Origin of the sequence: Arenibacter sp. S6351L, from assembly GCF_023016025.1 — a bacterium.
Taxonomy (GTDB): Bacteria; Bacteroidota; Bacteroidia; order Flavobacteriales; family Flavobacteriaceae; genus Arenibacter; species Arenibacter algicola_B.
The window spans coordinates 1-26,902 of the sequence record NZ_JALKBB010000005.1 but is presented as its reverse complement, the minus strand read 5'-3'; the positions used below and the strand labels follow the sequence as shown (position 1 = coordinate 26,902).

Sequence of the window (26,902 nt, the reverse complement as noted above, 5' to 3'; positions counted from 1 at the left end):
CACCAGTGAACAATAAATAAAGAAGGGCCCGGAGGGCCTATTTTTGCATTGTGATGAAAATTAATTCCTTTAATTTGTACCATGGACAGAACAAAACGATTTCTTTTTCACACGGTATTATGGCTAGCCGTATGGCTCATGGCCTGGTTGCTTATGACAGATGATGTAGTCTTTGCCAAAAAGAACGCACCCTCTTTTCTTTTGCAAATTGTGGTCATTGCCGTTCTGATCTATTACACGGCACCCGCACTTTTGTTCAAAAAAAGGTATGTACCATTTATATTGATTTCCTTGGCCTTGATCGTTTTCTGCGCCGCAATTATTTCTGAACCTTTTGTGGGACTGATTTCAGGTCAACCACCTCGCCAGGCAGGTCCACCGCCCGCAATGCGCCCTAGGGTTCCACCCCAATTTTTGATCCATTTTTTGGTATTGTCCATTGCCTATGTACTAGCCACTTTTATGGAGACATTTTTGTTTGCCCAAAAGAAGGAAGAAGAAAATATTAGGAACAGGAATGAAAATTTGCAAACTGAATTAAAACTACTGAAATCGCAGATCAACCCACATTTTTTGTTCAATTCCCTGAACAATATTTATGCGCTTTCGGTTACCAATTCGGACAAGACCCAACAAGGTATCAGTACCCTTTCCAATATGTTACGTTATGTTCTGTACGAATGTGAACAAGCGTTTGTACCTTTAGGAAAAGAGGTCGACTATATAAAGGACTATTTGGCCATGTACGTCTTAAAAAGTAGCAAAACCTATCCCATACAAACTGAATTTCAAATAAAAAACGATGCTGTGCAGGTAGCACCCATGCTATTCATTCCCTTTGTTGAAAATGCCCTAAAACACGGTAATTTGGAAAAGATAACAGATGCTTTTTTAAAAATAAGTATCTTCTCCGACGATAAAAACATCAATTTTGAAATTGAAAACAGCATCCCCAAGGAATCGATGCAAAAAGACAAAATTGGAGGAATAGGCCTGGAAAACGTAAAGAAAAGATTGGAAATACTATACCCAAAAAAGCATACCTTAAAGATCCAAAAAGAATTAACTACTTTTAAAGTTCAACTACACATAGATCTGAATGGGAACCATTAAATGTTTAATTGTAGACGACGAAGAGTTGGCCCGAAGCCTCCTCAAAACCTATATTGCAAAAGTGAATTTTTTGGAATTGGTGGCCGACTTCGAAAATCCCTTGGATGCCATAAAAGTGCTTAAGGAACAAAAAATAGATCTGTTACTACTGGACATCCAAATGCCCGAAATTAAAGGTACAGAGTTTGCAAAAATGATTCCGCCATCAACTCAGGTCATCTTTACAACGGCATACTCGGAATACGCCTTGGAAGGTTTTGAACTAAATGCCATAGATTATCTCTTAAAGCCAATTACTTTTGAACGCTTTTTAAAGGCTGTCAACAAAATAAAAATAGACACTGACCAGGAAGCCGCAGAGGATTCAATAATCGTTAAATCGGGCTATGACCTACATAAAATTAAGTTCGATTCCATTCTATATATTGAGAGCGATAGCGAATATGTTATTTATCACACCCCACAGGGAAAGATTATGAGCAACCAGAGCCTTAGCGCTCTGGAGAAAAAGCTCCCAGCACAAAGTTTCATGAGGGTCCATAGATCATACATCGTTAACAAAGCAAAAGTTAACGCTTTAAAGGGCCGGGATCTGCTGATTGAAAAAGCGGTCATTCCTGTAAGTGCCAGTTATTATGAGCTGGTAAAAAAGAATCTTTTTTAAGGATTATATCAAATGCTTTGGATTATTTTAAGTTTTACTTTTCCGCCGATATCAAGTTTAAATATCGTCCCATCCAGTACGGTAGCAGCCAATAAACAGGTTCTTTTTCCTGAGACGGGTCGCCGCTGACCGCAACATAAGGGTTTTGATCCCATCTCATGGTTCGGTATTCACTTGGTGGGCGCAAGGCTGTCTGAAGCTCTTCAAGAATAGGCTGCCGAACTACCTTAAGGTCTTCCCTTTGTGCATTGTCAACATACCAATCTAACAAGTCCAAGGGAGCGTCCTTCAGGAAACCTATAGAGCTATCCAACTCATCGCCCCCCCCTGTTAGAAGATTGTAAGTAAAATTGATCATGGGGCTCTTTGCTTTTTTATGCTTCTTGAACCATTGCTCCAAATGGTCTTGATACTCCCTCTTCAAAGCTGGATCTTCCTCATAGTTTATTAAAATTGGATACATGTATAGGGACAAAAAGATGTCAAAATAAGTCTCCCAGGAAGGGTTGGTGTTGTGCAAGGTTTTAGCGTTTTCCAAATACCCTTCTTCCTTTATCAATTTCAAATATTCCTTTTGATACTTTTCTTTTTTGGTAATGTGATGGGCAAACTTTAAGAAAGCTAGCAACTCCAAAGAGTTCAATGCCCTTTCCGGAGCCCAATCGGGATTGTGGTTCAGAATATTCGGGGACCAAACGCCCCACTTGGTATGGGTTCCATCCACATCTACCAGGTTAAAATCGTTCTCCATCAAATGGTCCATAATTTTGCTGAAATGATCGGCTACCCGCTTTTTTTCCTTATCATCCGCCACTAGGTTATAGTAACAATAATAACCGAATAGGTGCCCAGAAATCTCATCGCTACTGGTATCTCCCTTCCACTTCCATTTGCCATCCTTGGAAACATGCCAACGCTTTTCTACCGGCTTTTGTCTGGGATTCTCAATAATTTCCTCGGCCAATTCGCGCTCGGTGTAAGTGCGGTTCATATCATGGGATTGTTCCCAGGAAGCTGGAATTATGGTCCTTGCAAAAAAACCATCTTCACCCGTTACTTCCCTTAAAAAATGTAAGAAATCGAATGCCTTTCCAGCTCTTTCCCTGGCTTCCGGATTTTTGGTTGTTGCATACCTAAAGGATTCCATGGCCAGATAATTGGAGGTAAACTCCCCATCATTATCGTCGTCCTCCGGCTGTATGGTCGTGGTATCGCCAGGCACCGCTAATTTGGAACGGGCTATTATCCATGGTTCCCGGACATGGCGCCTTATCAATTTATCATAAAAATAGTCCGCCTTACCTTCAAGTGTCATTTGCCTGTTCTTTATGGCACTTACTCCATTAGCAGTGGCAACCCAAGCATTTCCCTGTTGGTCGAATGCAATATCTCTCACCTCGTTAGATACCAACCAACGCCTGCCCAATCTAACGGAATATTCTTTTTCTCCCGGGACAAATCTGGTTATCCCGTATTGCGTTCCCACCCACATCCTGCCGTCTGGACCCTTTGCCACAGCAGTTACATTGGCATTGACAATCCCATCTTCAGACGTTTTTTCTCCAATTTTTGCAGTTTTGTTTCTAATGGAAACTCCCCCCAAGCCCCCTATCCATATATTTCCCTCTTGGTCAAAATCCATTCCCCGAACATAAGCACTGATCAAATCGTCGTTTCCCTGATATGCCGTAGTTTTTTCATCCGTACAGTGGTAAAGGCCCACGTCTGTACCTATCCACAGTCCGCCGTTATTGTCGGACAACACGGTGCGAATACTTCTCGCTGTTTTATAATCCCTTTTTACCCATTTTTTATCTTGGTACAACCATATTCCATATGGCCCCATGGCATAAACGCCCTCCTTTGCCGATAGCAGTTTGGCAATGGGCGGCTTAGGACCTTCCATTTTTTGGATGTCGCCGGACCTACTCCTATAAACTCCGTTCCAGGTGGCCAACCAAACATTTTGATCTTTATCAATTTCTACGTCATAGGCCGGGCCTTGGTTATCTCCGCTAATTACTATCTTCCATTCCTTGGAACCGACTTCTTTTTGGTAGATACCATTTTTGGTGGCAATCCAGATGCCTCCCTCCAAATCTGGTTGAATGGCCCTAACATTGTTGGAGTCTTCACTATTTTCGGCAATAATAAATGCCTCATGATATTCCTGAGCAAAAGGCTTATCTATATAAGCTGTAATAGGATTTGCATTTGGTTTGGATCTTAGGTCCGTGCTTTGGCCTATTGACAAAATTGGAATAAGAAAAAGAAAGAAAATGGCTTTGTTCATTTTATAAGACTGATCGGTTTGGCACTAAAGTTAATCCAAGCTAGGGATATATACCAGAACCAATTATAAACCTTTAATAACTAATAGCTTTTATGATCTTGAATACGCCATATAACAAAAATTGAATATAATAAAAAATTCAGGAAAAACAGGATTGAGGCAGAATTTACGGCACCAAAATTTCAAACTAAAAATCATCTCACAGGCGAGGGTTAAATTGCCAAGGCATCTAAATACCACTCTTTAATGCCTCCTTTTTCTTCCTTGCGTAGTATCTGCCCTCTTTTACATAGTAGGATCCAACGGGAGGGGAATTATCGCCAAATTCCTTCCTAATATAGGTGAGGATCTGGGCTATTTCTTCATCTTCCAAATAGTCTACTGGTGGCATAACGCCGTCAAAGGCCTTGCCATTTACTTCAATAGGCCCACTTAATCCACTCAATACAACATCTATAAGCCTTTTTTGGTCCCCTTTGACCCATTCGGAACCAGCGATAGGCGGAAACCTACTGCCATCTCCCATACCATTGGCCATATGACAAGATCCACAGTATTTGTTATACAATATTGCTCCCGCTTCTGCCCTGAGCGGGGTAAGATCATCCTTAATCTCATCCGGAGTTTTGATATGCGGTAAGTTTTTGAGCTTTTCCATTTGTGCAAGTTGGTCCTTACCAAAATTCTTCTTGTCCCCTTTGTACATTACGCGCCAAATTTTACCATGTTCACTTTCGCTTATATACAATGACCCATCCGGCCCCATGGCAATACCCACAGGCCTGTATCCTGCATCGTCTGTATCAACAATTTTATCGACCTGTGTAAAACCATCGGCAAAAACTTCCCACTCACCAGCTTGCCCATTTTTAAAAGGGACAAAACCAATAAAATAGCCAGCTTGGGGAAAAGGCGCTCTGATGGTTGAACCATGAAAGGCTATAAAAGCGCCATTTTTATAATGCTCAGGGAATTGGTCTCCCTGATAGAAATGTAGGTCATTGGGTGCCCAATGACCTGGGAAACCAATTATGGGCTGCTCGTATTTTGCCCCATCGCCTTCCTTTTTGCCATCCCCTCCATATTCGGGATTAAGTAATTTTTTGCCCTGCATATGATCGTAATAGTAGTAAGGCCAACCAGCATTGGTCCCCTCTTTGACCCTAAGAAATTCTTCTGATGGCAACATAGCACTTTGCCATGGGGAATAGTATTCGGGCCAGTTACGGTTCAGGTTGTCACGTCCATGTTGTAGGACATACAAGGTATTGTCGTAAGGATTCCAATCCATCCCCACAACACTCCTAATTCCGGTAGCATAGCGGTATCCATCCTTTTGTGTCTGCCCCGGCTTATTGGCGTCAAATTGCCATATCCCAGCATGCCATTCCAACTCTGGACATGGATCCTGACCCAATGCCCCGGGCATTCTATTCTGTTCTTTTGATTGGCAAACATCACCAGGAGAGCCAAAGGGGACATACATATGGCCGTTATCATCAAAAGTTAGTGGTTTGGCAATGTGGGAATAACCAAAAGGGGAATTTTGATAATCATCCGTAAGCATAACCTCCGGCTCGCTTTCAGGTACCAACTTGCCCCTTGTCAGCTTTTGCCTATATACCGTACTTGCTGTGCTATAGTATAAATAATCCTTATTGATCCGCATCCCTGTAGCATAATATCCACGCTGATCAAATACCCCAAACCGCTCTATTTCGTCCGCTTTTCCGTCATTATCAGTATCACGCAGACCAATATTCTCACCGTCCTCATGGGCAAATCGCATTTTTATATAAACATCACCATTGTCATTTATAGCAAGATGCCTAGCAGGTCCTATACTGTCCACCACCACTACCGCCTCAAAACCTTCAGGCAGTACTAATCCCCCATTATCGGGATCTCCAGGTGGTAGGTTTTTCGTGCATTGCATCATAATGCCCGAAAACAGTAACATAAATAGAACCTTTTTTAAGCGGAGGAGAACTGCCATTTCTTTATATTTCCTATTCGGTACCCAGAAAGTTAAATCTATTGTAAAGTGTAATTAAAATTCCATGGGTTATTTTACGATTTACATGTCCCTTTTTGTTGCTATTAGAAGTTACATGTAATCTTTTATCCTAATAACATAAATAGTTGATTCCCATACTGATCTACACCTCCTAAGCTAATGAAATTTGTTCAAATAATTAAGTGACTTCAAATTATTTTTAGTGGATGATTCCAATACCGTATTAGCACAAAACCTAAAACCCTTATTGGTCTGGCCAACTGATTGGAGAATTTTGTATTCTTTGATAACCAGGTAGGCCCGAAGCAAAACTTGTTGGGAATGCACTCTTATTCCGCATCTAACCCCATTAAAAGCAATTGATTCTAACGGGCTAATTGATGTATTATAGAATATGATAAAACAAAATTCCAAACCTCCGGGAACAGAATTCAATCCCTTGCGGAAAACCGCAAGGGACTTTCTTTATATCAATATATGTTTGCCCAATGAAATATGATAAAGGGCTGCCTAATTGTCTAGATTGCAATGTACCATTGATGTACAATTAACCACATATTAAACGCATATTGGCCAGCTTGCTGAAAAGGTATTCGGGGGAACTATCCAATTTGGCAGGCAAGGCCTTTATACTCGACCATTGAGTCAACTCATGTGCGCTAGATAGGATCGACCATTTAAATTAACTGACATAAATCTCTCTTTCCCATTTTGGAAAGCGTAAAATTTATCGATATCTAAATGAAATCACATAAAATTGTAACAATAATTTCAACTCTATGTTTGGATTGGAAGTTCTCTATATTTCTTAAATTCTAATATTAATGATTACTAATTATTATAAAATATGTATTATTTTCCTACTCTTATTTATCGATTAAGCTGACATAAATATAATTTCAAAAGACCTTTCCTTTATTAAACAAAAAAAATATAAATAGACTGCGATAAGTTTATCCCAATTAGTGTACAACTCAACGAATTTTACCAAGAATTGGGTGATTAGCAAGACTCTATAGGCAAGATGTTAAAATGATTTTTATATACTTGTCAAAAATATTAATAGCGCTTTTGGTCCTCAGGATTAAAAGTTCCCCCCGCAAAAAAATATTTATATCGCATACCCCACATGCGAATATGAATTAGCCTCGAGAATGCTTTGGTTTTAAATAACCAAACCATTTTGAATGATTAGAAATTACTTTAGCAGAAAATTATACAAACTGCTTTCCATGGACTTTGCTCCATGTTTTTCCGTACGCTTTTTTAGTTCCGAATTAAGACTCCGATCCCAGGATAGTCTTCATTTCGCCTATATATATTCCAACACCATATTCAATCAATTTCTTTTACGCCGTATTATGAGAAAAATTACCCTACTCCCTATTCTTTTTCTTTTTTCCTTACTCGCATTTAGTCAAACTCCTTGCCCCGATCTAAGCACATTGGATTGTAACGAGGTGGGAGTTACTCTGCCAGTAAATTTAAATTTTAATGGAAACCAAGGAGGTATTTTGTCTACCGGTTTCACAATGGTCGATCCACCTTCCACTGTATTAACTGGAGACGAGGCCATTAATGATGACGATGTTCCCGGTCTGGTAGCCCAGAATCTTTCCCTTTCCAGTGGGGTTCTAAACGTTACTGCCACCAACGGAATAAATTACAGTCAACTTTCCGGATCTCCAAACAGCACCTTTACAAATTCCCAGATCAATGCCCTTGGGGTAGGGTTTCAAGCCGCTTCCAACGTCATCGATATTTCAGCAGTCATTGATCAGCCAAATTTTACAGGTAGTCTTAATGGTACAGCTACTAACGGTTCACAACAGGCAGGAATATGGTTTGGATTAAATGAAAATAATTTTGCCAAGTTGGTCGTGGTAAAAGCAAATGCTACCCAGCAAAAGATTCAGTTTGCACTGGAACAGACCGACCCCAATAATGCTGCGAATTTGATTATAACGGAATTAAATACGGGCAACTTTAATACAAGCGGAGTATCACAAATAAGTTTTCGTATTTCCATTGACCCCTCCGATAATTCGGTAAGGGGATTTTACAGTTTGGACGGTGGTAGCGAAATTCAAGTGGCGCAGTCGGGAACCGATGTTTTAACAGCTCCAGATTCATTTCTCAATGGAATTGATCACGATAACAATATAGGCACAAATAATCTAACATTTGCCGGAATAATGACCTCTACCAGAAGGGCTACGGGAGGCTCTATGGATATTTCATACAATTCATTTTCTGTGACGGAAGACATCACTCCTTTCATAGCGCATATTAACTTTCAAAACAATCCAAGTTTTACAACACCACCTGCCGGTTACCTCGCAGATTATGGTAAAGCATTTGGGAATTCTAGTGTTACCATAGGCACGGAAAACTATGAATATGGCTGGAAACTGGCTTCCGATGGGACTACGCCGGCAGACATATCCAACGAAGCTGCCAACAATGGTGGTTCCGGGGCAACTGGAGGTGCAGGCAGAAATAGAATAACCACAACTTATTCTGGAGCTTCGGACCAAGAAAAATTAGAAGGAACCTTAATGCACTTTCAAGGTGATAATATCATGTCCAATACAGGTGGCAACCAATCCTGGGCAGGACAACCTAGAGGCAATGAAGTAATTTGGGAACTTGAAATTCCCAATGGCACCTATGCAGTTACCATCGGTCTAGGTGATAAAGATGTAAATAATATTGACAGTAGACATAGTGCCACCATTGAGGGTTATACCATTATTCCCGCTTTTGTCCCCAATCCAGGTCAAACAGTGGTTGAAACCATGATTGTTGAAGTGACCGATGGATTTATGACAATGAACGGTGTTGGGGGCTTTAACTCCAAGATTACACATATTGATGTAGTTGAAAGTACGGGGACTCCTGTAAATGGTGTTCTTACTTTCTCACCAAACTCCATTAGCGAAGCTTTAGAAGCTGGTACTTCAAGCACTTTTTCCAGTACGCTTTCCGGTGCTGGAGCAACCAATATTAGCTTAACAATCAATGACAATATAAATGCCGTTGATAAGAATATCACAGGATCCAATGATTGGCTGACTATTCCCACGACCAATACTGTAGGCCTTTTTGATTTCGCAATAGACGCTACCAACTTGGCAGTAGGCGATACCAGAAATAACAAAATAATTGCCACAGCCAAGGGTTTTATCCCCGCAGAATTAGATGCTGATTTAACGGCAACGGCTGTTACCGTTTCAGAAATTACGGCACCTTTCCGCATGAACGTTTTTGGACAAGACTATACGAAAGATTCGGATCTATATATCGCGGAGACTCCGGGTTATTTAGTGGAGACACAGCCTACCGAAACATCCAATACGCCCTATACCATCGCAGGCGGTCATACCGAGCTCTACCATCCTAGGAGGTTCGGCACGGAATTTAGTTATAATTTTCCCATTGCCAATGGCAACTACATTATAGCTATTCATAGTTTAGAGAATTACTTTGATACCGCTGGCGCAAGGGTTTTTGATGTTTCTATAGAAGGGAACACCGTTGTAGACGACTTAGATCTTTTTGCTACCTACGGCCAAGGGACTTTGGCTCTATTGAGTTTTGAAGTAGAAGTGCTGGATGGTGAACTGAATATAGATTTTTTAGCATCTACCAATAAAGCTATAGTACAGGCTATTGAAATATTGCCAGCGGTACAAAGTAACGAGAACGACATATTGACTTTCGCCTTGGCGGAACAAACCGGTGACGCCACTATTGAAGCAGGCAACCATACTGTGACCATCGAAGTAAACAACGGCACTGATATTACCGACCTTGTCCCAACCATAACTATTTCAGATAATGCAACCATAAATCCTGATACGGGTGTGTCCAATGATTTCACGAACCCAGCTGATTACACTGTAACGGCCCAGGATGGCACATCCCAACTATGGGCAGTGACAGTGACCGAGGCTGCGCCTCTCAACGCAGCACCTCAAATAACAACAGCGAATACCATAGAGGTTGCAGAAAATCAGACAGCGGCTATTGATGTGGATGCCACTGACGATAACGATTCAGAAGGCTCAGGCCTGACTTTTTCCTTTAGCGGCGGTAATGATGATGGACAATTTGATGTTGATGCGAGTACAGGAGTAGTTACTTTCGTAATAGCACCCGATTTTGAGGTGCCAGCAGACTCCAATACGGATAATGTATACGATATACAGGTAACTGTTACGGATTCAGGAAGTCTTTCAATTACCCAAGATATTGCAATTACCGTGGTGGATGAACTTGAAACTCCGACCAACGCTTTTTCCTATATCGAAAATTTCACATACACTCCAGGCAATCTCAAAGTCGTTTCTGGTGGGGCCTGGAATCCTGAGGTCAATAATACCAGCGGTGTTGAGCTGCCCGATGCCCCTGTCGTAGCAGAAGGCCTTACAAGTGGTACTACCCACTCCGTGAATATAGAAAATCTGAACACTACGATAGATTATTTAACCCTTGTAAATAATCCTGCCGACCTTATTGCCAATGTTCCTTTCTATTTTGGAACCTATTTTAAGTTCTCCGAAATAGGAACTGGAAATTTAAATAGGGTCCGTGTCGCTATACGAGTAGACGACGATGCACCGGGCGACCAATGGATCCGACAGATTATAGGTAGATACGACGGAAATATAAAAGCTAGATTAGGTTTAGGTGGTGCAAATTCCAACGCCGGCGAGCAAGTGCTTAATGAAGACCAATTATTACAATTTGTTGTAAGAGGTGTATGGGATGGCATAGGGACCATAACATACCAATATACTTTGTCTCCTACCCTAACGGAAGGTGACAATTCATGGCTTACGGCAACAACAGATCACTCCACTTCCGGAACGCCGAAATTGGGACGTATCTTTATCGGTTCCACTTCACCCAACAATACAGGGAAAATTGGTCCTATTCGCTTGAGCACTGATTATTCAGAGGTAGTCACCGAATTAATGAACAATGTGCCAAATGCAAGTTTCACTACTTCTATTTCGGATTTAACCGTTGATTTGGATGCTACTGCCTCTCAGGACGATGGTTCTATTGCTGCCTATGATTGGGATTTTGGAAATGGTGACACCGCAAATGGTGCAACCCTGTCCTATGAATATCCCACTGCGGGCACATACACAATATCTTTAACGGTAACGGATGACCAGGGTCTTACGAGTTCCGCTGCAATTCAAGAGGTGACGGTGGAAGCGCCATTGGTTGTTACTTCCTTTCCCTATAGAGTGAATTTTCAGGATGCCGCTACAACTCCACCCACGGGGTATGTTAAAGATTATGGATTACCCTATGGCGCCAATGAAGGCGGTCTTACCTATGGTTGGATCAAACTATCCGATGGCCAGCCAATAGACCTGACAACACCGAGCAATGGCGTTGGCCGTAATCGTGGTTCATATCCTGGATTGGATTTATCACAGCAGACCCTGGTCCATTTTCAAGGTAACGACATTGGAAGTTGGACAGGTAACAGAGCCAATGAAGGTGTTTGGGAAATTGAAGTACCCAACGGTTGGTACGAAGTTGCCATTAGTGTTGGAGATCCAAATCAAGATGGCAACCTAAATGAGACCCCAGACCATTTTATAAGCGTGGAGGGAACAACTGCCATTGATATATATGATGTAGATTCCGATTTGCCAAATGGTGACCTTGGACGTTTTACTAGTGGAACCGTTGTGGTGCAAGTATTGGATGGCAAGTTGACTATTGATGCAGATAATCCTTTGGCCAATAATACTAAAATCAATTCTGCAGTTATCTCGCAAACAACAGATCCAAGATCAATCGAGACAGATATTCTAACCTTTGTATTAACTGAAGATACTGCAACAGCAACCATTGACACTGATAACCATACAGTGACTCTTGAAGTTCCTAACGGTACAGGTCTAACCTTAACGCCTACGATAACCTTGTCCGACGGTGCTACCATATCACCACTACCTGGTATCTCACAGGATTTCAGCACTCCAATAAATTATACGGTTACCGCAGAGGATGAAACCACTACCCAAGTTTGGGAAGTAACTATCACCGAAGCTTCCCCTGCCAACGGAACGCCCGTTGTAGATAATCAGACTTTTTCGGTAGCAGAGGATGCCACTTTAAATACTGTTGTGGGAACGGTTATTGCAACAGACGATGGCACCCTAGTTTACAGCATAAGCGCTGGTAATGAAAGTGCAGTATTTGGAATTAACGAGACAACCGGAGAAATCACGGTTTTGACCTCACTTGATTTTGAGACTACCAATCAGTATTTGTTGACAGTAGAAGTCTCTGACGGGGAGCTAACTGATGACGCTATTGTAACAATAGACATTTCGGATGTAATTGAAATAGAACCTTGTAATCCACTGAGTACCCTACCTTGTGATCAAATTGTAACAACATTGCCCTTGAACCTGGCATTTGACGGTTCTGAAGGAGGATTGATAGACAACAATGGAAATGGTACCGGCTTTACTATGGCAGATCCTCATTCAGGAAATAGACTTACTGAAGATTTACCTATCAGCACCTCGGATATAAATGGTTATGAGCCTTCAAAGCTAAATATTGTCAATTCCAATCTAGTGCTAACCTCCTCTAAAGGGATTGCCTATGTAGATAACAATGCCCAAGTGAATACCTTGGGAGTTGGATTGCAGAATATTAATACACCATTGACTATAGAGACCAAATTATTAGGTATCGCTACAGGGGGTGGTTCGGCACAGGCAGGAATCTGGTTTGGTATCGACGATGAAAATTTCGTAAAACTGAATGTGAACGGTGACAATATTGAAATGCGTCGTGAAATTGGAGGAGTTTCCCTAAACGGAGGTACTTCACCAGATCAAATTGCATTGTCCAATGCAGGAGTATCCGGTAATGATGTTACATTAAGATTGGTAATTGACCCTATAGCATCAACCCTGACCGCCTATTATGCCATTGACAATGGCGCATTTGTTCAGCTCACCAAGACCAACTATAATAATCTTGTCCTTCCCCAAGCATACTTGGACGGCAAACAGTTAAGTATAGAAAATGGTTCTGCAAGCTTTGCCGGAGTTTATACTACCTATAGGAATGGTGCAAGCTTTGACACCGCATTTGATTATTTCTCAGTTTCAGAAGAGAACAATCCGCCGGTAATCGTTGACCAGAATTTTGCAGTAGCTGAGGATGCAGCGCTCAATAGCGTAGTCGGTACCGTTGTAGCAACGGACGATGGCTCCCTTACATATTCCATTACAGCAGGTAATGATGGTGGAGAGTTCGCCATTGATGGTAACAGCGGAGAGATTACACTATTAACGGCACTTGACTATGACACAACACCACAATATGTCTTGACCGTTGAAGTAAGCGATGGCACCAATACTAATTCTGCAATTATTACCATTGATGTCACCGATACAGTGGAAGTGCTTCCCTGTAGTCCACTTAGTACTTTGCCCTGTGACCAAATTGAAACCACGCTACCGTTGTCACTTGACTTTACAACGGACAATGGCAATCTATCACAATCTGGTATGACCATGGTCTTGGAACCTAGTGAGAGATTATCGGAAGATGTGGCAATTGCAGATCCCAATGTATTGGGTTATGCACCAAGCCTCATTTCTCAGAGTAATTCAGGCTTGGCCCTAACGAGTACCAAAGGTATCTTTTATAGCCAGTTGGCTTCCCAAGGAACGCCAAGTAGTGCAAATACCAATTCTCAAATGAACGCCTTAGGGGTAGGTATAACCACCCCCACTACTACTTTTAGTATTTCATCAACTTTGGAAAATCCGGATTTTTCAGGCAGTACGGGGAATGGCGCCCAACAGGCTGGTATTTGGTTCGGCCTAGACGAGGACCATTATATTAAATTGGCCCTTATAAAAACAGGCACTTCTACTACCAAAAAAGTACAGTTACAGGTAGAGAATATGGACCAAAATACCACACAAACGGCATTTTTGGAACTAGATACCCCTAATATAGCCTCCAACACTGGAGAGATTACCTTGAGAATGGAATTGGATCCTGTGAACAATACGGTGAAAGGATACTATACGCTTGAGGGCGGTAACGAAATCTTGGTTTCCGAAGAGGGAGTAGATTTCTTTCCTGTTCCGGCCAACTACTTTGCAGGTACTTCATACGATACAGCTAATCCTTCGGAAACTTTAAATTTCGCCGGAATATTTACAACACATCGCAATGCTGCAGTTGATCAGTCAATAACAGTTCTATTTAAAGCATTTGAAATTGATGCGGAGCAACCTGCACTTGCATTGACTTTTGATACGCCAGTACTTAATTTCTCCGGTGCAGTTGGTGAAAACGTTGCCCCACAGACAGTTACAGTTACGGCAAATTCAGGCAACCCAACTATTACGCTCTCAGATGACCCCGATGCTGGTGGATGGTTGGTTTTACCCACCGACCCACAGTTGGGAACTTTAGAATTGGGTATCCTTCCCAATCTTCCAGTAGGGAACTACAGCACCACACTATTTGCTGTTGACCAACCGGATATGGGCTATTCCAACGCCGAAATGACGATTAATCTGGAAATAACGGAGCCCATAAATAACTTTGCCGTTAATGTTAATTTTTCGGATGCGGCCTCCGCAGCCCCTTCGGGTTACGAGAAAGATGCCGGTGATGCCTACGCAGATAGGGGCAACGGTTATAGTTACGGATGGTTGGATGCCAATACCTCTGCCCCGGCAGATCTTACCAAAAATGGTAGAAACAGAGAAATTACTGGAGTAAGTGATCTTAACAACACCTTGATACATCTGCAATATGGCAATGTATCAACAAATGCTGCCAATGGATATTTACCAGATGCCAAATGGGAAATTGAAGTACCAAATGGTAGTTATTTGGTAACCGTATTCGTAGGTGACCCTACTGTAGATAATCCTGCTGCAAATATTCCCGCACACCGGATAAATGCCGAAGGTGTAAATTTGGTAGATAATTATATCCCAACAGGAGCCATAGGCAGCAGTACTCGTTTTACTTCCGGAAGTGCAACAGTCAATGTTACCGACGGCAGATTGACCATTGACCCCCTAAACGGAGGGCACAATACCAAAATAAATAGTATTCAGATTGTCTCGACAACAACGGCTATACAAACACCACGAGTGGCCGGTGTAACCCCATCCGACGGAGCCATAAATGTTTCCGTAACACCAACAATTTCAGCTAACGAGCTCTTCCTTCCAAATTTTGACAATGAAGGAAATGCTGGTGTGGACAATACAACGATTACCACCACTACCGTTAAATTGTTCAAACAAGGAAACACAACTCCTATTGGAGCCAGTGTTAATGGTACAGGGGGCGGAGATGCCATCAACTTAGCGCCAAACCAACCTTTGGAAGCCAATACCACCTATGTCCTTGTAATCGATGGCGTTTTGGATCTAGTAGGGGAACCTTTTGAATTCTTCACATCCTCCTTTACAACAGGCAGTGGAAATACCGGCCCGGTTACGGACCTTGACAACGTGGCCTTTACAAATGCAGGAGCGGTAGCCAATAATGGTGGTGCTAATGGTGCTGGATATTCCACATTGACCATAGGCCCTGACGGAAAACTATATGGTCTGGTAATAAACGGTGACATTCACCGATGGAGTATCAATACAGATGGCACCTTGGCCAACAAAGAAATTTTAAATACCTGGAAGAGTGCCGCACAAGGTAATTATAGTAGTCGTACAACCGTTGGTCTTACGTTTGACCCCGCTGCAACAGCCAATAATTTAATTGCCTATATAACCCACGATTCCGGTGGTTTGAACAATGCCCCTGCCTGGGATGGAAATCTTTCCCGTTTAACAGGAGCCAATCTTGAAGTTCACGATCTTATCCTGACCAATTTACCAAGATCTAAAAAGGACCACTTAACAAACAGCATGGACTTCAAAGATGGAGAACCTAGGGTTATCTATTTTAATCAAGGAAGCAATAGTGCCGCAGGAGCACCGGACAATGCCTGGGGAAATAGAAAGGAACGTCTTCTTTCCGGTGCCGCATTACGTCTGGACCTAGACAAACTTCCCGAAAGTCAATGGCCTTTAAATGTAAAAACTACTATGGACCCTGTGGCGATTAACAATGTTAATGTTAATTCCCCTACCCTGACTTCTACAGTTGCAACCTATACTGAAGATGGTCAAACTTTTGCAGATGATGGAACTTATAATCCATTTTATGTTAATGCGCCATTAACGTTATTTGCAACTGGTATTCGAAATGCCTACGATTTGGTATGGCATAGCAATGGCCAATTATACATCCCTACCAATGGTACAGCAGGGGGAAGTAATGCACCTGCATCGATCAATGGAACAAGAAGACCGGATGGTACTTTTTATGACCATAGCAATCCTCTTTATCCTGTAATTCCTTCTTCCAATGGCAACAATGTTCAAAGGGATTGGTTGTTCAGAGTGGACCCTAATTCTAGCTTAGGCTTTTACGGACACCCCAACCCTTTATTGGGACAATTTGTGCTAAACAGAGGTGATGCCGATGTAAATAATAGTGCATATAACGGTGTAGAAGCAGACATCAACTATCGTGGAGCTGCATTTGATTTCGAATTTAACAAATCACCCAACGGTGTCATTGAATATAGGAGTAATGCCGAAAATGGCAACCTGCAGGGTGCCCTATTGGTTGTGAGATATAGTGGCAGCAGCGACATCATAGCATTGGTGCCAGATGGTCCAAACGGTGATATTTTAACCTATAAGGCAGGTATACCAGGATTTACCGGATTTACAGATCCTTTAGATCTAGTAGAGGATGTTTCAAATGGAAACATCTATGTATCTGACTATGCCCGAAATGAAATCGTATTATTGAAACCGAGCAACCAGGCCGCACCAACACCACTTATCGTTTTAAATACCGATGAAGTTATCGGTGATGCCATAGCCAACTCGGGTACGTTTACGCAAGAGGTGCTATTCTCCAATTTAGGGAATGCTTCCTTGACCAATATACAAGCTGAATTGACAGGTGCCAATGCTGGTGAATTTACTGTTGTTGGCATGCCTTCCAGTATAAATTCACAGAACTCAGCTTCTTTTGATGTATTGTTTACACCCACCTCCAATGGGCCTAAGTTTGCACAGTTAACCATTACAGGTACTAATGCTGAACCTGTAGTTATATCCCTAAATGGTTTGGGAAAAACTGGAACCGGTGGCAATAACGAACCTTCGTTACAATGGATATTGGATACGCATTTGGGAGCAGGAACGGTAAACGTTGGTGACACCAATACGGCAACAAACCTTATAGACCTGCCAAATGGATCAACTTATAATGATTTATTGGGGGATGAAGTGGCCCTACAGCAATTCGAGCGTGCCATTGATGCTCCGGTAACCTTGGAATTATTGAGCGTTTATGGCCCTACTACCAGCAATCCGGTTGTTGCCTTTGGATGGTACAATAGCGGAAATGCCGCTTCTACGAACGAACTGTTTACGGTTACAAATTCGCCTACAAGTAATGGACAGACCTTAAATGCTCCTATTACAGGCGTTGCCGAATTCGATCCGGGCGTAGAAAGTTTTGGCTTCTACAGTAGATGGCCTGCCTTCAACAATCGACAATTGTTCAGTGAAGATGCCTTAAATACCTTCACCGGAGCTATTCCACATCATGTACGGGTGTACGAACTTCCCGGCGAGAGCAACGCATACATTATAGCCACAGAAGAACATATCTCAGGATTCGACTATCAGGATATCGTGGTTATAGCAAGAAATATTCGTCCAGTTGGCGGTACACCTGTTGTGGCATGTTCCCCTATAAGTACCTTGGACTGTAACGAGCTGGAAGCAGCACTTCCATTCTCCTTGGATTTTGATGGCGCCGAAGGTGGCTTGGCCAATACCGGCTTTACTATGGTAGATAATCCTTCTGCAAGACTGGCAGAAGATGGGGCAGTGTTTAATGCCAACGTACCTGGATTTGAGCCTGGGCAAATAAATTTCTCAAATGGTAATTTATTGCTAACGGCCAATAAGGGAATTGCCTTCTCCTCCAATTCATCAAGTACGGAGGTAAATTCACAAATCAATACTCTTGGAGTGGGAATAGATGCTGACGATTATGGCAATTTCAGTATCACAACCACAATAATAAATCCTTATACCGATAGCACCAATAACTCGGAGCAGGCAGGTATTTGGTTCGGTCTGAATGAAGATAATTTTGTTAAACTGATTGCCAATGGCGCTTCACAAATAGAATTGCGATCAGAGGTAAATGCAGTTTCCAATAATGTAGATCAAGTGATAGACGTAGTGCCCAATTTAAATGCGAGCACCGTGCAACTTCGATTATATGTAGACATTGACAATAATGAACTTGCGGCCTTCTATTCCTTGAACGGAGGTGCTGAGCTAGAGTTAGGGTCATTGCCCTTGCCCAATGTATATGTCAATGGCAACACTGCTTATGACAACTTAAGTTTTGCTGGTGTTTTTGCTACCAAAAGACGTGAAGCTGCAGCAACGGAAGTTGTATATACGATATCCGATTTTGCCATTACTCCTGATAATATTCCAGTCGCCTTTGAACCGATCAATATTAACTTCTCCCTACCGGAAGATGTTCCTCCAACAGGTTATTTGGTGGATTCTGGACTGGGCTTTGGAGATCGAGGCAACACCTACAGTTACGGATGGTTGACAACGAATGGACTTACTCCTTTGGATTTATCACAAAATGTAAGAAACAGAAATGTTACCAATGTTGATATTTTAAGAAATACGCTATTGCACATGCAATATGGCAATGTAGGAGGATCAACCGGAGTTTTAACCGAAGGTATATGGGAAATTGAGGTACCAAACGGAAATTACAATGTAACCGTAGGGGTTGGAGATCCTAATATAGATGGTCAGGAAGGTACTGAACCTTTCCATTCCATTAATATTGAAGGAATAAATGCTATTGATCGCTATTCTCCAACAGGCGCGGTAGGCGCATCTACCAGATTTACTTCTGGTTCCGCTACGGTAACCGTAACAGACGGCCGATTGACCATAGATGCATCTGGTGGTTTCAATACCAAGATCAACTCTTTGACCATAACCCAAGATGGTACAATAACACAACCGTTCTTCGCCAATGTTACGCCAGCGAACAACAGTAACAATGTGGCCATAACGGACTTTCAGATCAATGTTGAGGTGGTAACCCCTGTGGGCTACGAGCTTGATAAAGCCACTTTGGCCGGAAACATAAATCTTTACGAAGTAACAAACGCCGGAGAGGTATTGGTTCCTTCAAATTCAAATGACACAGGAGGTGGGGATGCAATAACGCTAACACCTTTAAGCAGCCTTAAAACCTTCACCACATATACTTTCCGACTTACGAGTAACATTGAGGCAAATGTAGTCGGCGATATCAATGATCGTTTGCCATTTATGCCGTTTGAATCCCAATTCACAACAGGTGATGAAGATGTGGTTGTAAACTTGGATTTAACAGGTGTAGAATTCTTTAAAGTAGAAGGAGGCCCCCTATTGGGCGAAGGCACCACTAATCAACGTTTCTCCAGTCTTGTAATAGGACCCGATGGTAAACTATATGCAAGTACCATTGGCAACTTTAATTCGGATGGTAAGATCTATAGATGGGATATGGCAACGGATGGTACCTTGGAGAATTTGGAAATACTATCTCCGCAACTACAAGGCGCAGCACATCCAGTATCCGGTCCTAGAAATAATAACGACAGATTGATTATTGGCCTAGTCTTTGACCCAGCCTCTACTGCCGACAATTTAATTGCTTACGTTACGCATAGTGCAGCGTCTATTACAGATGGTCCGGAATGGGATGGCATCTTGTCCAAACTTACCGGACCAACACTTTCCAACGTGGAGGATTTGATCATTCACTTACCAAGATCTGGTAAAGATCATTTAACAAACAGTATTGTCTTCGACCCACAAGGAAATTTATATATAAACCAAGGAAGTAATTCCGCAGGTGGTGAACCGGATCCCAACTGGGTGAACCGACCAGAAAGATTGCTATCGGCAGCGGTCTTAAAAGTTGATTTCAATAAAATGCCGTCAACACTTCCTTTAAGCGCTTTTACTACTGACAATATTGGAATAATCAATAGTGCGTCATCTGCGAGCCTAACCATGAGCGACGGATCTTACAATCCTTATGCCACCAACTCACCTTTGACCATCTATGCCACGGGTATACGTAACGCCTATGACTTGGTTTGGCATTCAAATGGTTGGTTATACATTCCTACAAACGGAACGGCAGGTAACAATAACAACTCGCCAAACTCGCCGTCTACGGCCAACTATGACTTGGCAAGGCGTATTGATGGGCTGACTACTATTCCGTTTGCTCCGGCATTGAACGGTGGAGAAACACAGAAAGACTGGCTGTTTAAAACGCAAGGAGGTTCATACCACGGTCATCCTAATCCATATAGGGGAGAATTCGTATTAAATCACGGTGGCGCTCCTTATAGTGGATTGCCAGGACAAGAAGAGACATCATATACCGATGTTGCCAAATATCCAGATAATCTAGGGCCCGATCCTAACTACAGGGAGCCTGCATACGACTTTGGAAAAAATAAGTCTCCAAATGGGGCCATTGAATATCAAAGTAATGCCTTTGGCGGAAAACTAAAAGGCCTGTTAATGGTAGTTCGTTTTAGCGGTCAAGATGATTTGTTGGTAATGCAGCCTAAACCAAATGGGGATATAGCCAATACAAATGGAGATGTAACCGGGCTTGGTGGTTTTGATGATCCTTTGGACGTAGTGGAAGATCCTCGAACAGGTAACATGTATATCTCGGAATACGATAGGGATAACAATGGAACACCAAAATTGACCCTATTGAGGGCAACAGTTCCTGCCGTCTTAGGACCTGAAATTGCGGCTACACCGGACGAATTGATTTTCGAGATGACCGTTAATAACGAAGGCAGTAACACAGATACCAAGGTGGTTACTATTACTAATGACGGTAATGCAGTATTAAATATTTCCAGTGCGAGTATCACTGGTGCATATGCTGATCAGTTCGAGAATGTTGTTCCTTCAGGGGCTATATCATTGAATCCAGGCGAAAATCAGGATTACACGGTAACCTTTGCCCCAGATTTGAATGGTTCCAATTTAGGATATCAACAAGCAAGTTTGACCATTGTAAGCAATGATGCTGTAAACCCAACTTTTGAGGTAGGTCTTCATGGCTTGAAAAAAGCAGGATTTGAAGGCGGACAGGAGCCTGCACTACAAGATGTAGTGGATGCTTTGGGTATTGGTATCAATGTAGGTTGGACATCTCTATCAAGCTCTACCAATCCAGATCCGGTAGGTGACGAAGTAGAGGTAGAATTATGGGTAAAGGCAGGCGATGGCCCTGTAAACGTAACACCGGTAGGTCGTTACTCTCCCCAAGAGGAATTACCGTTCGGTTGGTATACCAATAATGGCGGCGTTACCCACCATGAAGTCGGAATTTTGGCTAGCGGACTTGCCAATGCACAGACCTTGTTCCCGCCAGTTGGATCCGGAGATTCGTCTTTTGACCCAGAAGGTGCCGTTTTTGGTTTCTACGTAGAATCTGAAACTTTCGGAAGGTTTAACTATACAGAAGATGCCATTAACACTGGGATAGCCCACAGAACAAGAATATACCCGATGACAGATCGGGAAGGCAACCCTATTGAAAACAGCTATCTAATTACTTTTGAAGACGCTACTAATGGTGATTATCAAGATTACATGTTTATTATAGACAATGTATTTCCTTTCGAGGATGGCACCTTGGTATTGAATTTTGATGAGCAGAACATAGATTTTGTCGCTTCCAGAAATCAAGAAGATGTGCCGGCACAACAGTTAACACTTTTTGGAAATGGTGGGGTTACAGCCGGACAAATCAATTTGACAGCTTCCGAAGATTGGGTTGTGCTTCCAACTGATTTCGAACTTAATTCTCCGTTCGATTTAGGAATTGATGCAACAGGACTGGCATTAGGAACATATGAAGCAACAATAACCGCTACAGCACCAAACTATCTGGATGCCGTTATAAATGTTAGTTTAAGAATTACAAATGAGTTGGTCTATACCTATCAATTTAATTTCCAAGATCCTGATGATATTGAGACTTCACCAGTAGGTTATATAGACGACATTGGAATGCCATATGGTACCCAAAGCACATCTTTGGGCGATATGACCTTTGGATGGGTGGATCCAGGCACTTTTATTCCTGCCGATGCTAGTGTTAATGCCAGAAATAGAAATAATGGCAGCAATGACAATGCTTTATTAAAAACATTTACCATAATAGGACATAGTTCATCGGTCACTTACCCGCAGCTTGATTGGGTAGTAAATGTTCCCAATGGCACCTATTCCGTAAATATCAGTGTTGGTGATCCCGATTTTACCGACAGTAATCACGTGTTGGATGTGAACGGAGTGACCATTGTTGATTATAACCAAGAGAATGATGCCCCTGACGATTATAGCAATTTTGAAGAAACCAAATTGGTAGATGTCATAGACGGTACCCTAAGATTATCCTTAGGTACCGGAGGTGTGAATGCTAAACCAAATTATATCCGACTGGCACCATTTGATAGTTCCTTGATTCCTCCAACTATTGTGGCCAATTTTGATGGAAACAATAGTGCAACAAATACCTATAGAGGTAGTGTTCAGGTGAGTTTAGAGGCTATAGACGAAAGTAATAGCGGTGGAATTGCCAGATTGGAATATGTGTTGGATGGCAATGCTACGGCGATTTACACAGATCCGTTGGATATAACCACAGAAGGTACCCACACTTTGATAGTGAGCGCTGAAGACAACAACGGAAATACTTCCGAAAAAACCTTCAACTTCACCATTGAGACCCCAACAGGTGCCCTCTTGGCCATTGAAAACATGACCAAGGTTCCAGGTACGGACAGAGGGTTCCCTGCAGATGATTATTACACCTTCCATAGATTAGGTTCACTAGGACAGGCTTTGGTTCATGATGCAAATGTGATGCGATTGAACAATACCGGTACTGGGGACTTGGTTGTTACCGCAATCAATCTTTCGGATAGCAATGATTATACCTTCGAATTATTGGATGCTACAGGTACTTCAACTAGTTTACCCATAAATATAGCAGCTGGAAGTTATGCAGATTTGGATATAACTTTTATAGGTACAACGGGCACCGGCTCAAATGGTATTTTCGTTGAAAGTATTGAAATAGTTTCAAACGCCGATAATGCATTGGAAAATAAGGCAACCCTACATGGGGCATATTCCCCACAACCAGAAGGTGGTGATGAAATTAATGCCCAAGAAGTGTTTGATGCCTTCGGTTTCCAAACCAGTATGTTGAGTATCGTAAATGATGAGGGCACTATTGTTCCTCCAAATACGAAGACCACTAATCCAAGCTCCAATTATCCCGTTGCAGCTAATATTGATGCAGGTTATGAGGGAGATATGATTCTGTCCAGCAATTTTGTTCAGGCAGATCCTTCCAAACCGGTAATAGGAATACAATTGTCCGCATTACATGGTGGACCAAGTTCCAACGGCGCCCAGTTTGTTGCTGTTGGCGGAACCAATACCGTGGGTGGAATTAACTTCTCCCATAATGCCAGTTATTATCAGACTTTATTGCCTAAAAACAATGGAGGAGTCATCAATTATGACACTGCCAATAACATATCTGGCGCCTTTAGGATAGCTGTTTCCGGATACTTGACTTCCGGCGGCAATAATATAAATGGCAATAGACCTGATCTTTTAGGAGCAAGGGTTTACAAGGTTATCGACCATAATGGCAATGTAATTCCGAACGAATATATTGTATTGCAAGATTTCGTTCAGGGAGGATGTGGAGCAGGTTCAGCCAATTGTGATTGGAACGACAACACCTTCTACTTTATCAATATTAGACCGGATGGAGTACCCAGCGCACAACCTATAGAAGACCTTTTGGTGAATGTGGACGAATTGTTCAATGTGGATGTCAACCAGTATTTTGACAATGGATATCCTGGAAACACATTGGATTTTACTGCCACTTCAAATGGAAGTGCTTTGCCATCCTGGATGAGCTATAATTCAATTACTGGTGTATTGCAAGGTACAGCACCATTAGGTACCACTGGAAGCTTCTCAATTTTGTTGGAAGCAGAAGATGCCAACGGACTTACAGCATCCACTACCCTGGTAGTGAATATAAACGAACCTCCAGTTGCAGTAGATGACGAAGCGGTTACTGAAAAGAATTTGGCGATAAACCTAGATCAGTTACTCAGCAATGATTCCGAACCAAATGGAGAGGATATACTAATAGTCTCTGTGGATACTCCTCAAAACGGAACAGCGGAATTAAACTCCGAAGGTACCGAGGTACTGTATACGCCAAATAACGATTATTTTGGTCCGGATAGTTTTACATATACTATTGAGGACGAATCAGGGCTTACCGCAACAGCAAATGTTCTGATTACCGTGAATGAAGAGAACCAAGCACCTTTGGCTATAATATCCACAAACATTAATGAAGGGCCAGCTGCCTTAGTTGTAGCCTTCGATGGAAGTGGATCTACGGATGACAAAAATGACATTGTAGGATACCTATGGGACTTTGGAGATGGATCGGCCAATTCAAATGATATGATTGCCGAACATACCTATACCTCTGCAGGGGTCTACACGGCAAGTCTAAGTGTTACGGATTCAGAAGGTCTGTTCAATACGGCTACGGTAACCATTACGGTATCAACACCACCTAACACCAATCCTGTAGCAGTGGCTACCGCTACCCGTGGTTCATCTGCATTACAGTTTAACTTCAATGGTGCCGGTTCCAATGATGCCGAAGGTGATCTTACCTATGCATGGGACTTTGGGGATGGTACTCCGCTAGCAACAGGAGTATCTCCAACACATACCTATGCGGTATCCGGAATCTATACTGTAAGACTAACAGTAACCGATGAAGGAGCTTTGACAGATAGTACTACCATAACAGTGGACACACAAGAACCGGTTATTGGGGACTTTGCACTGCGGATCAACGCAGGTGGCCCAGAGGTTAGTTATGATGGGGACGTCTACACTGCGGACCAGTACTTTACAGGTGGAAAAACATATACTAATACCAGTGCTACGGTACCCGCATTGTACCAGACTGAACGTAGTGCCTCACCGCCCACTTTCGGTTATGAAATACCGCTTGCCAACGGCGAGTACAGGGTGACACTTCATTTTGCAGAGATATTTTTCGGAGCAAATGGAGGTGGTACCTTAGGCACGGCCCAACGAATTTTCGATGTGGTCATGGAAGGAAACACCATATTGGATGATTTTGACATCAATGCGGCAGTAGGTCCACAGACCGTTACAACCCGAACCTTTGATGTTGTAGTTGAAGACGGTATTTTGAATCTAGGTTTCGATGCAACTGCACCCGATGGTGTAAACCAACCGAAACTATCAGCTATTGAAATATTTGGTCTAGCCGAACCTAACATTGCCCCAACAGCAGTGGCAACTGCATCTCCTTTGACCGGTACGGCACCATTGGAAGTAAATTTCGACGGAAGCGGCTCAAGTGATGACAAGGGCATAGATAGCTACTTGTGGAACTTTGACAATGATCAAGCTACATCATCAACTGAAACAGCAACTTATACCTTTGATACTGCTGGGGTTTACAGTGTTACTCTTACTGTTACCGATGCAGAAGGCGAAAGTGATACCGAGACAATTGAGATTAATGTTACGGAACCAATTAATACAGATCCAATAGCGGTTGCTTCGGCAGATGTATTAAACGGGATTGCTCCGATGGAAGTGAATTTTGATGGTAGCGGTTCGTCCGATACCGAGGGCAATTTGTCCTACTTGTGGGATTTTGGAGACGGAACACCTATATCCAACGTTGTTTCACCAACTCACACCTTTGCAACAAATGGTGTCTATACCGTTACACTCACTGTAACCGATGAAGGACAATTGACCGATTCGGCCACCCTTACCATTACGGTAGATAACCCAATAACCGGAGATTTTGTCCTAAGGATCAACGCCGGTGGGCCAGAGCTTAGTCATGATGGCAATGTCTTCTCTGCTGACCAGAACTTTGTTGGTGGAAAAACATATACTAATACCAGTGCTACGGTGCCGGCCTTGTACCAAACGGAACGCAGTGCCTCACCACCGACCTTTGGTTATGAAATACCGCTTGCCAATGGAGAGTACAGGGTAACGCTTCATTTTGCAGAGATATATTTCGGAGCAAATGGAGGCGGTACCTTAGGAACGGCCCAACGAATTTTCGATGTGGTCATGGAAGGCAGCACCATATTGGACGATTTTGATATCAATGCGGCCGTAGGTCCACAGACCATTACAACCCGAACCTTTGATGTTGTAGTTGAAGACGGTATTTTGAATCTAGGTTTCGATGCAACAGCACCCGATGGTGTAAACCAACCGAAACTATCAGCTATTGAAATATTTGGTCTAGCCGAACCTAACATTGCCCCTACGGCAGTGGCCACAGCTACTCCTTTGATCGGTACGACACCATTGGAAGTGAACTTTAACGGCAGTGGATCTAGCGACCCAGAAAACCCAAATGGACTTGTCTATGCTTGGGATTTCGGAAACGGCGATACCTCGTCTGCTACCAACCCGGTTTACACCTATACTACCGTAGGCAGCTTTAC

General features: G+C 42.5%; 5 protein-coding genes. 3 read left to right on the top strand and 2 right to left on the bottom strand.

The window, feature by feature from the left end:
• The first annotated feature begins 81 nt into the window (after positions 1 to 81).
• Together MWU82_RS05630 and MWU82_RS05625 are read left to right on the top strand one after the other, a co-directional pair.
• A complete protein-coding gene (locus MWU82_RS05630; RefSeq protein WP_247095553.1) occupies positions 82 to 1,113 on the top strand; it encodes a histidine kinase in 1,032 nt (343 codons plus the stop codon).
• A complete protein-coding gene (locus MWU82_RS05625) occupies positions 1,100 to 1,777 on the top strand; it encodes a LytTR family DNA-binding domain-containing protein (RefSeq protein ID WP_215947205.1) in 678 nt (225 codons plus the stop codon). Before MWU82_RS05630 ends, MWU82_RS05625 begins: the two co-directional genes overlap by 14 nt.
• Positions 1,778 to 1,811: 34 nt before the next feature.
• Here MWU82_RS05625 and MWU82_RS05620 read toward each other — a convergent pair whose 3' ends face one another.
• Positions 1,812 to 4,070: a two-component regulator propeller domain-containing protein gene (locus MWU82_RS05620; RefSeq protein ID WP_247095552.1), complete on the bottom strand. Its 2,259-nt coding sequence runs from the start codon at positions 4,068 to 4,070 to the stop codon at positions 1,812 to 1,814.
• Between the two features lie 229 nt (positions 4,071 to 4,299).
• Positions 4,300 to 6,030: a PQQ-dependent sugar dehydrogenase gene (locus tag MWU82_RS05615; RefSeq protein ID WP_247095550.1), complete on the bottom strand. Its 1,731-nt coding sequence runs from the start codon at positions 6,028 to 6,030 to the stop codon at positions 4,300 to 4,302.
• A gap of 1,244 nt (positions 6,031 to 7,274) precedes the next feature.
• On the opposite strand from MWU82_RS05615, the gene MWU82_RS05610 reads away from it, so the two are divergent.
• On the top strand, positions 7,275 to 26,902 hold a 19,628-nt coding region (locus MWU82_RS05610; RefSeq protein WP_247095548.1), incomplete at its 3' end, for a PKD domain-containing protein.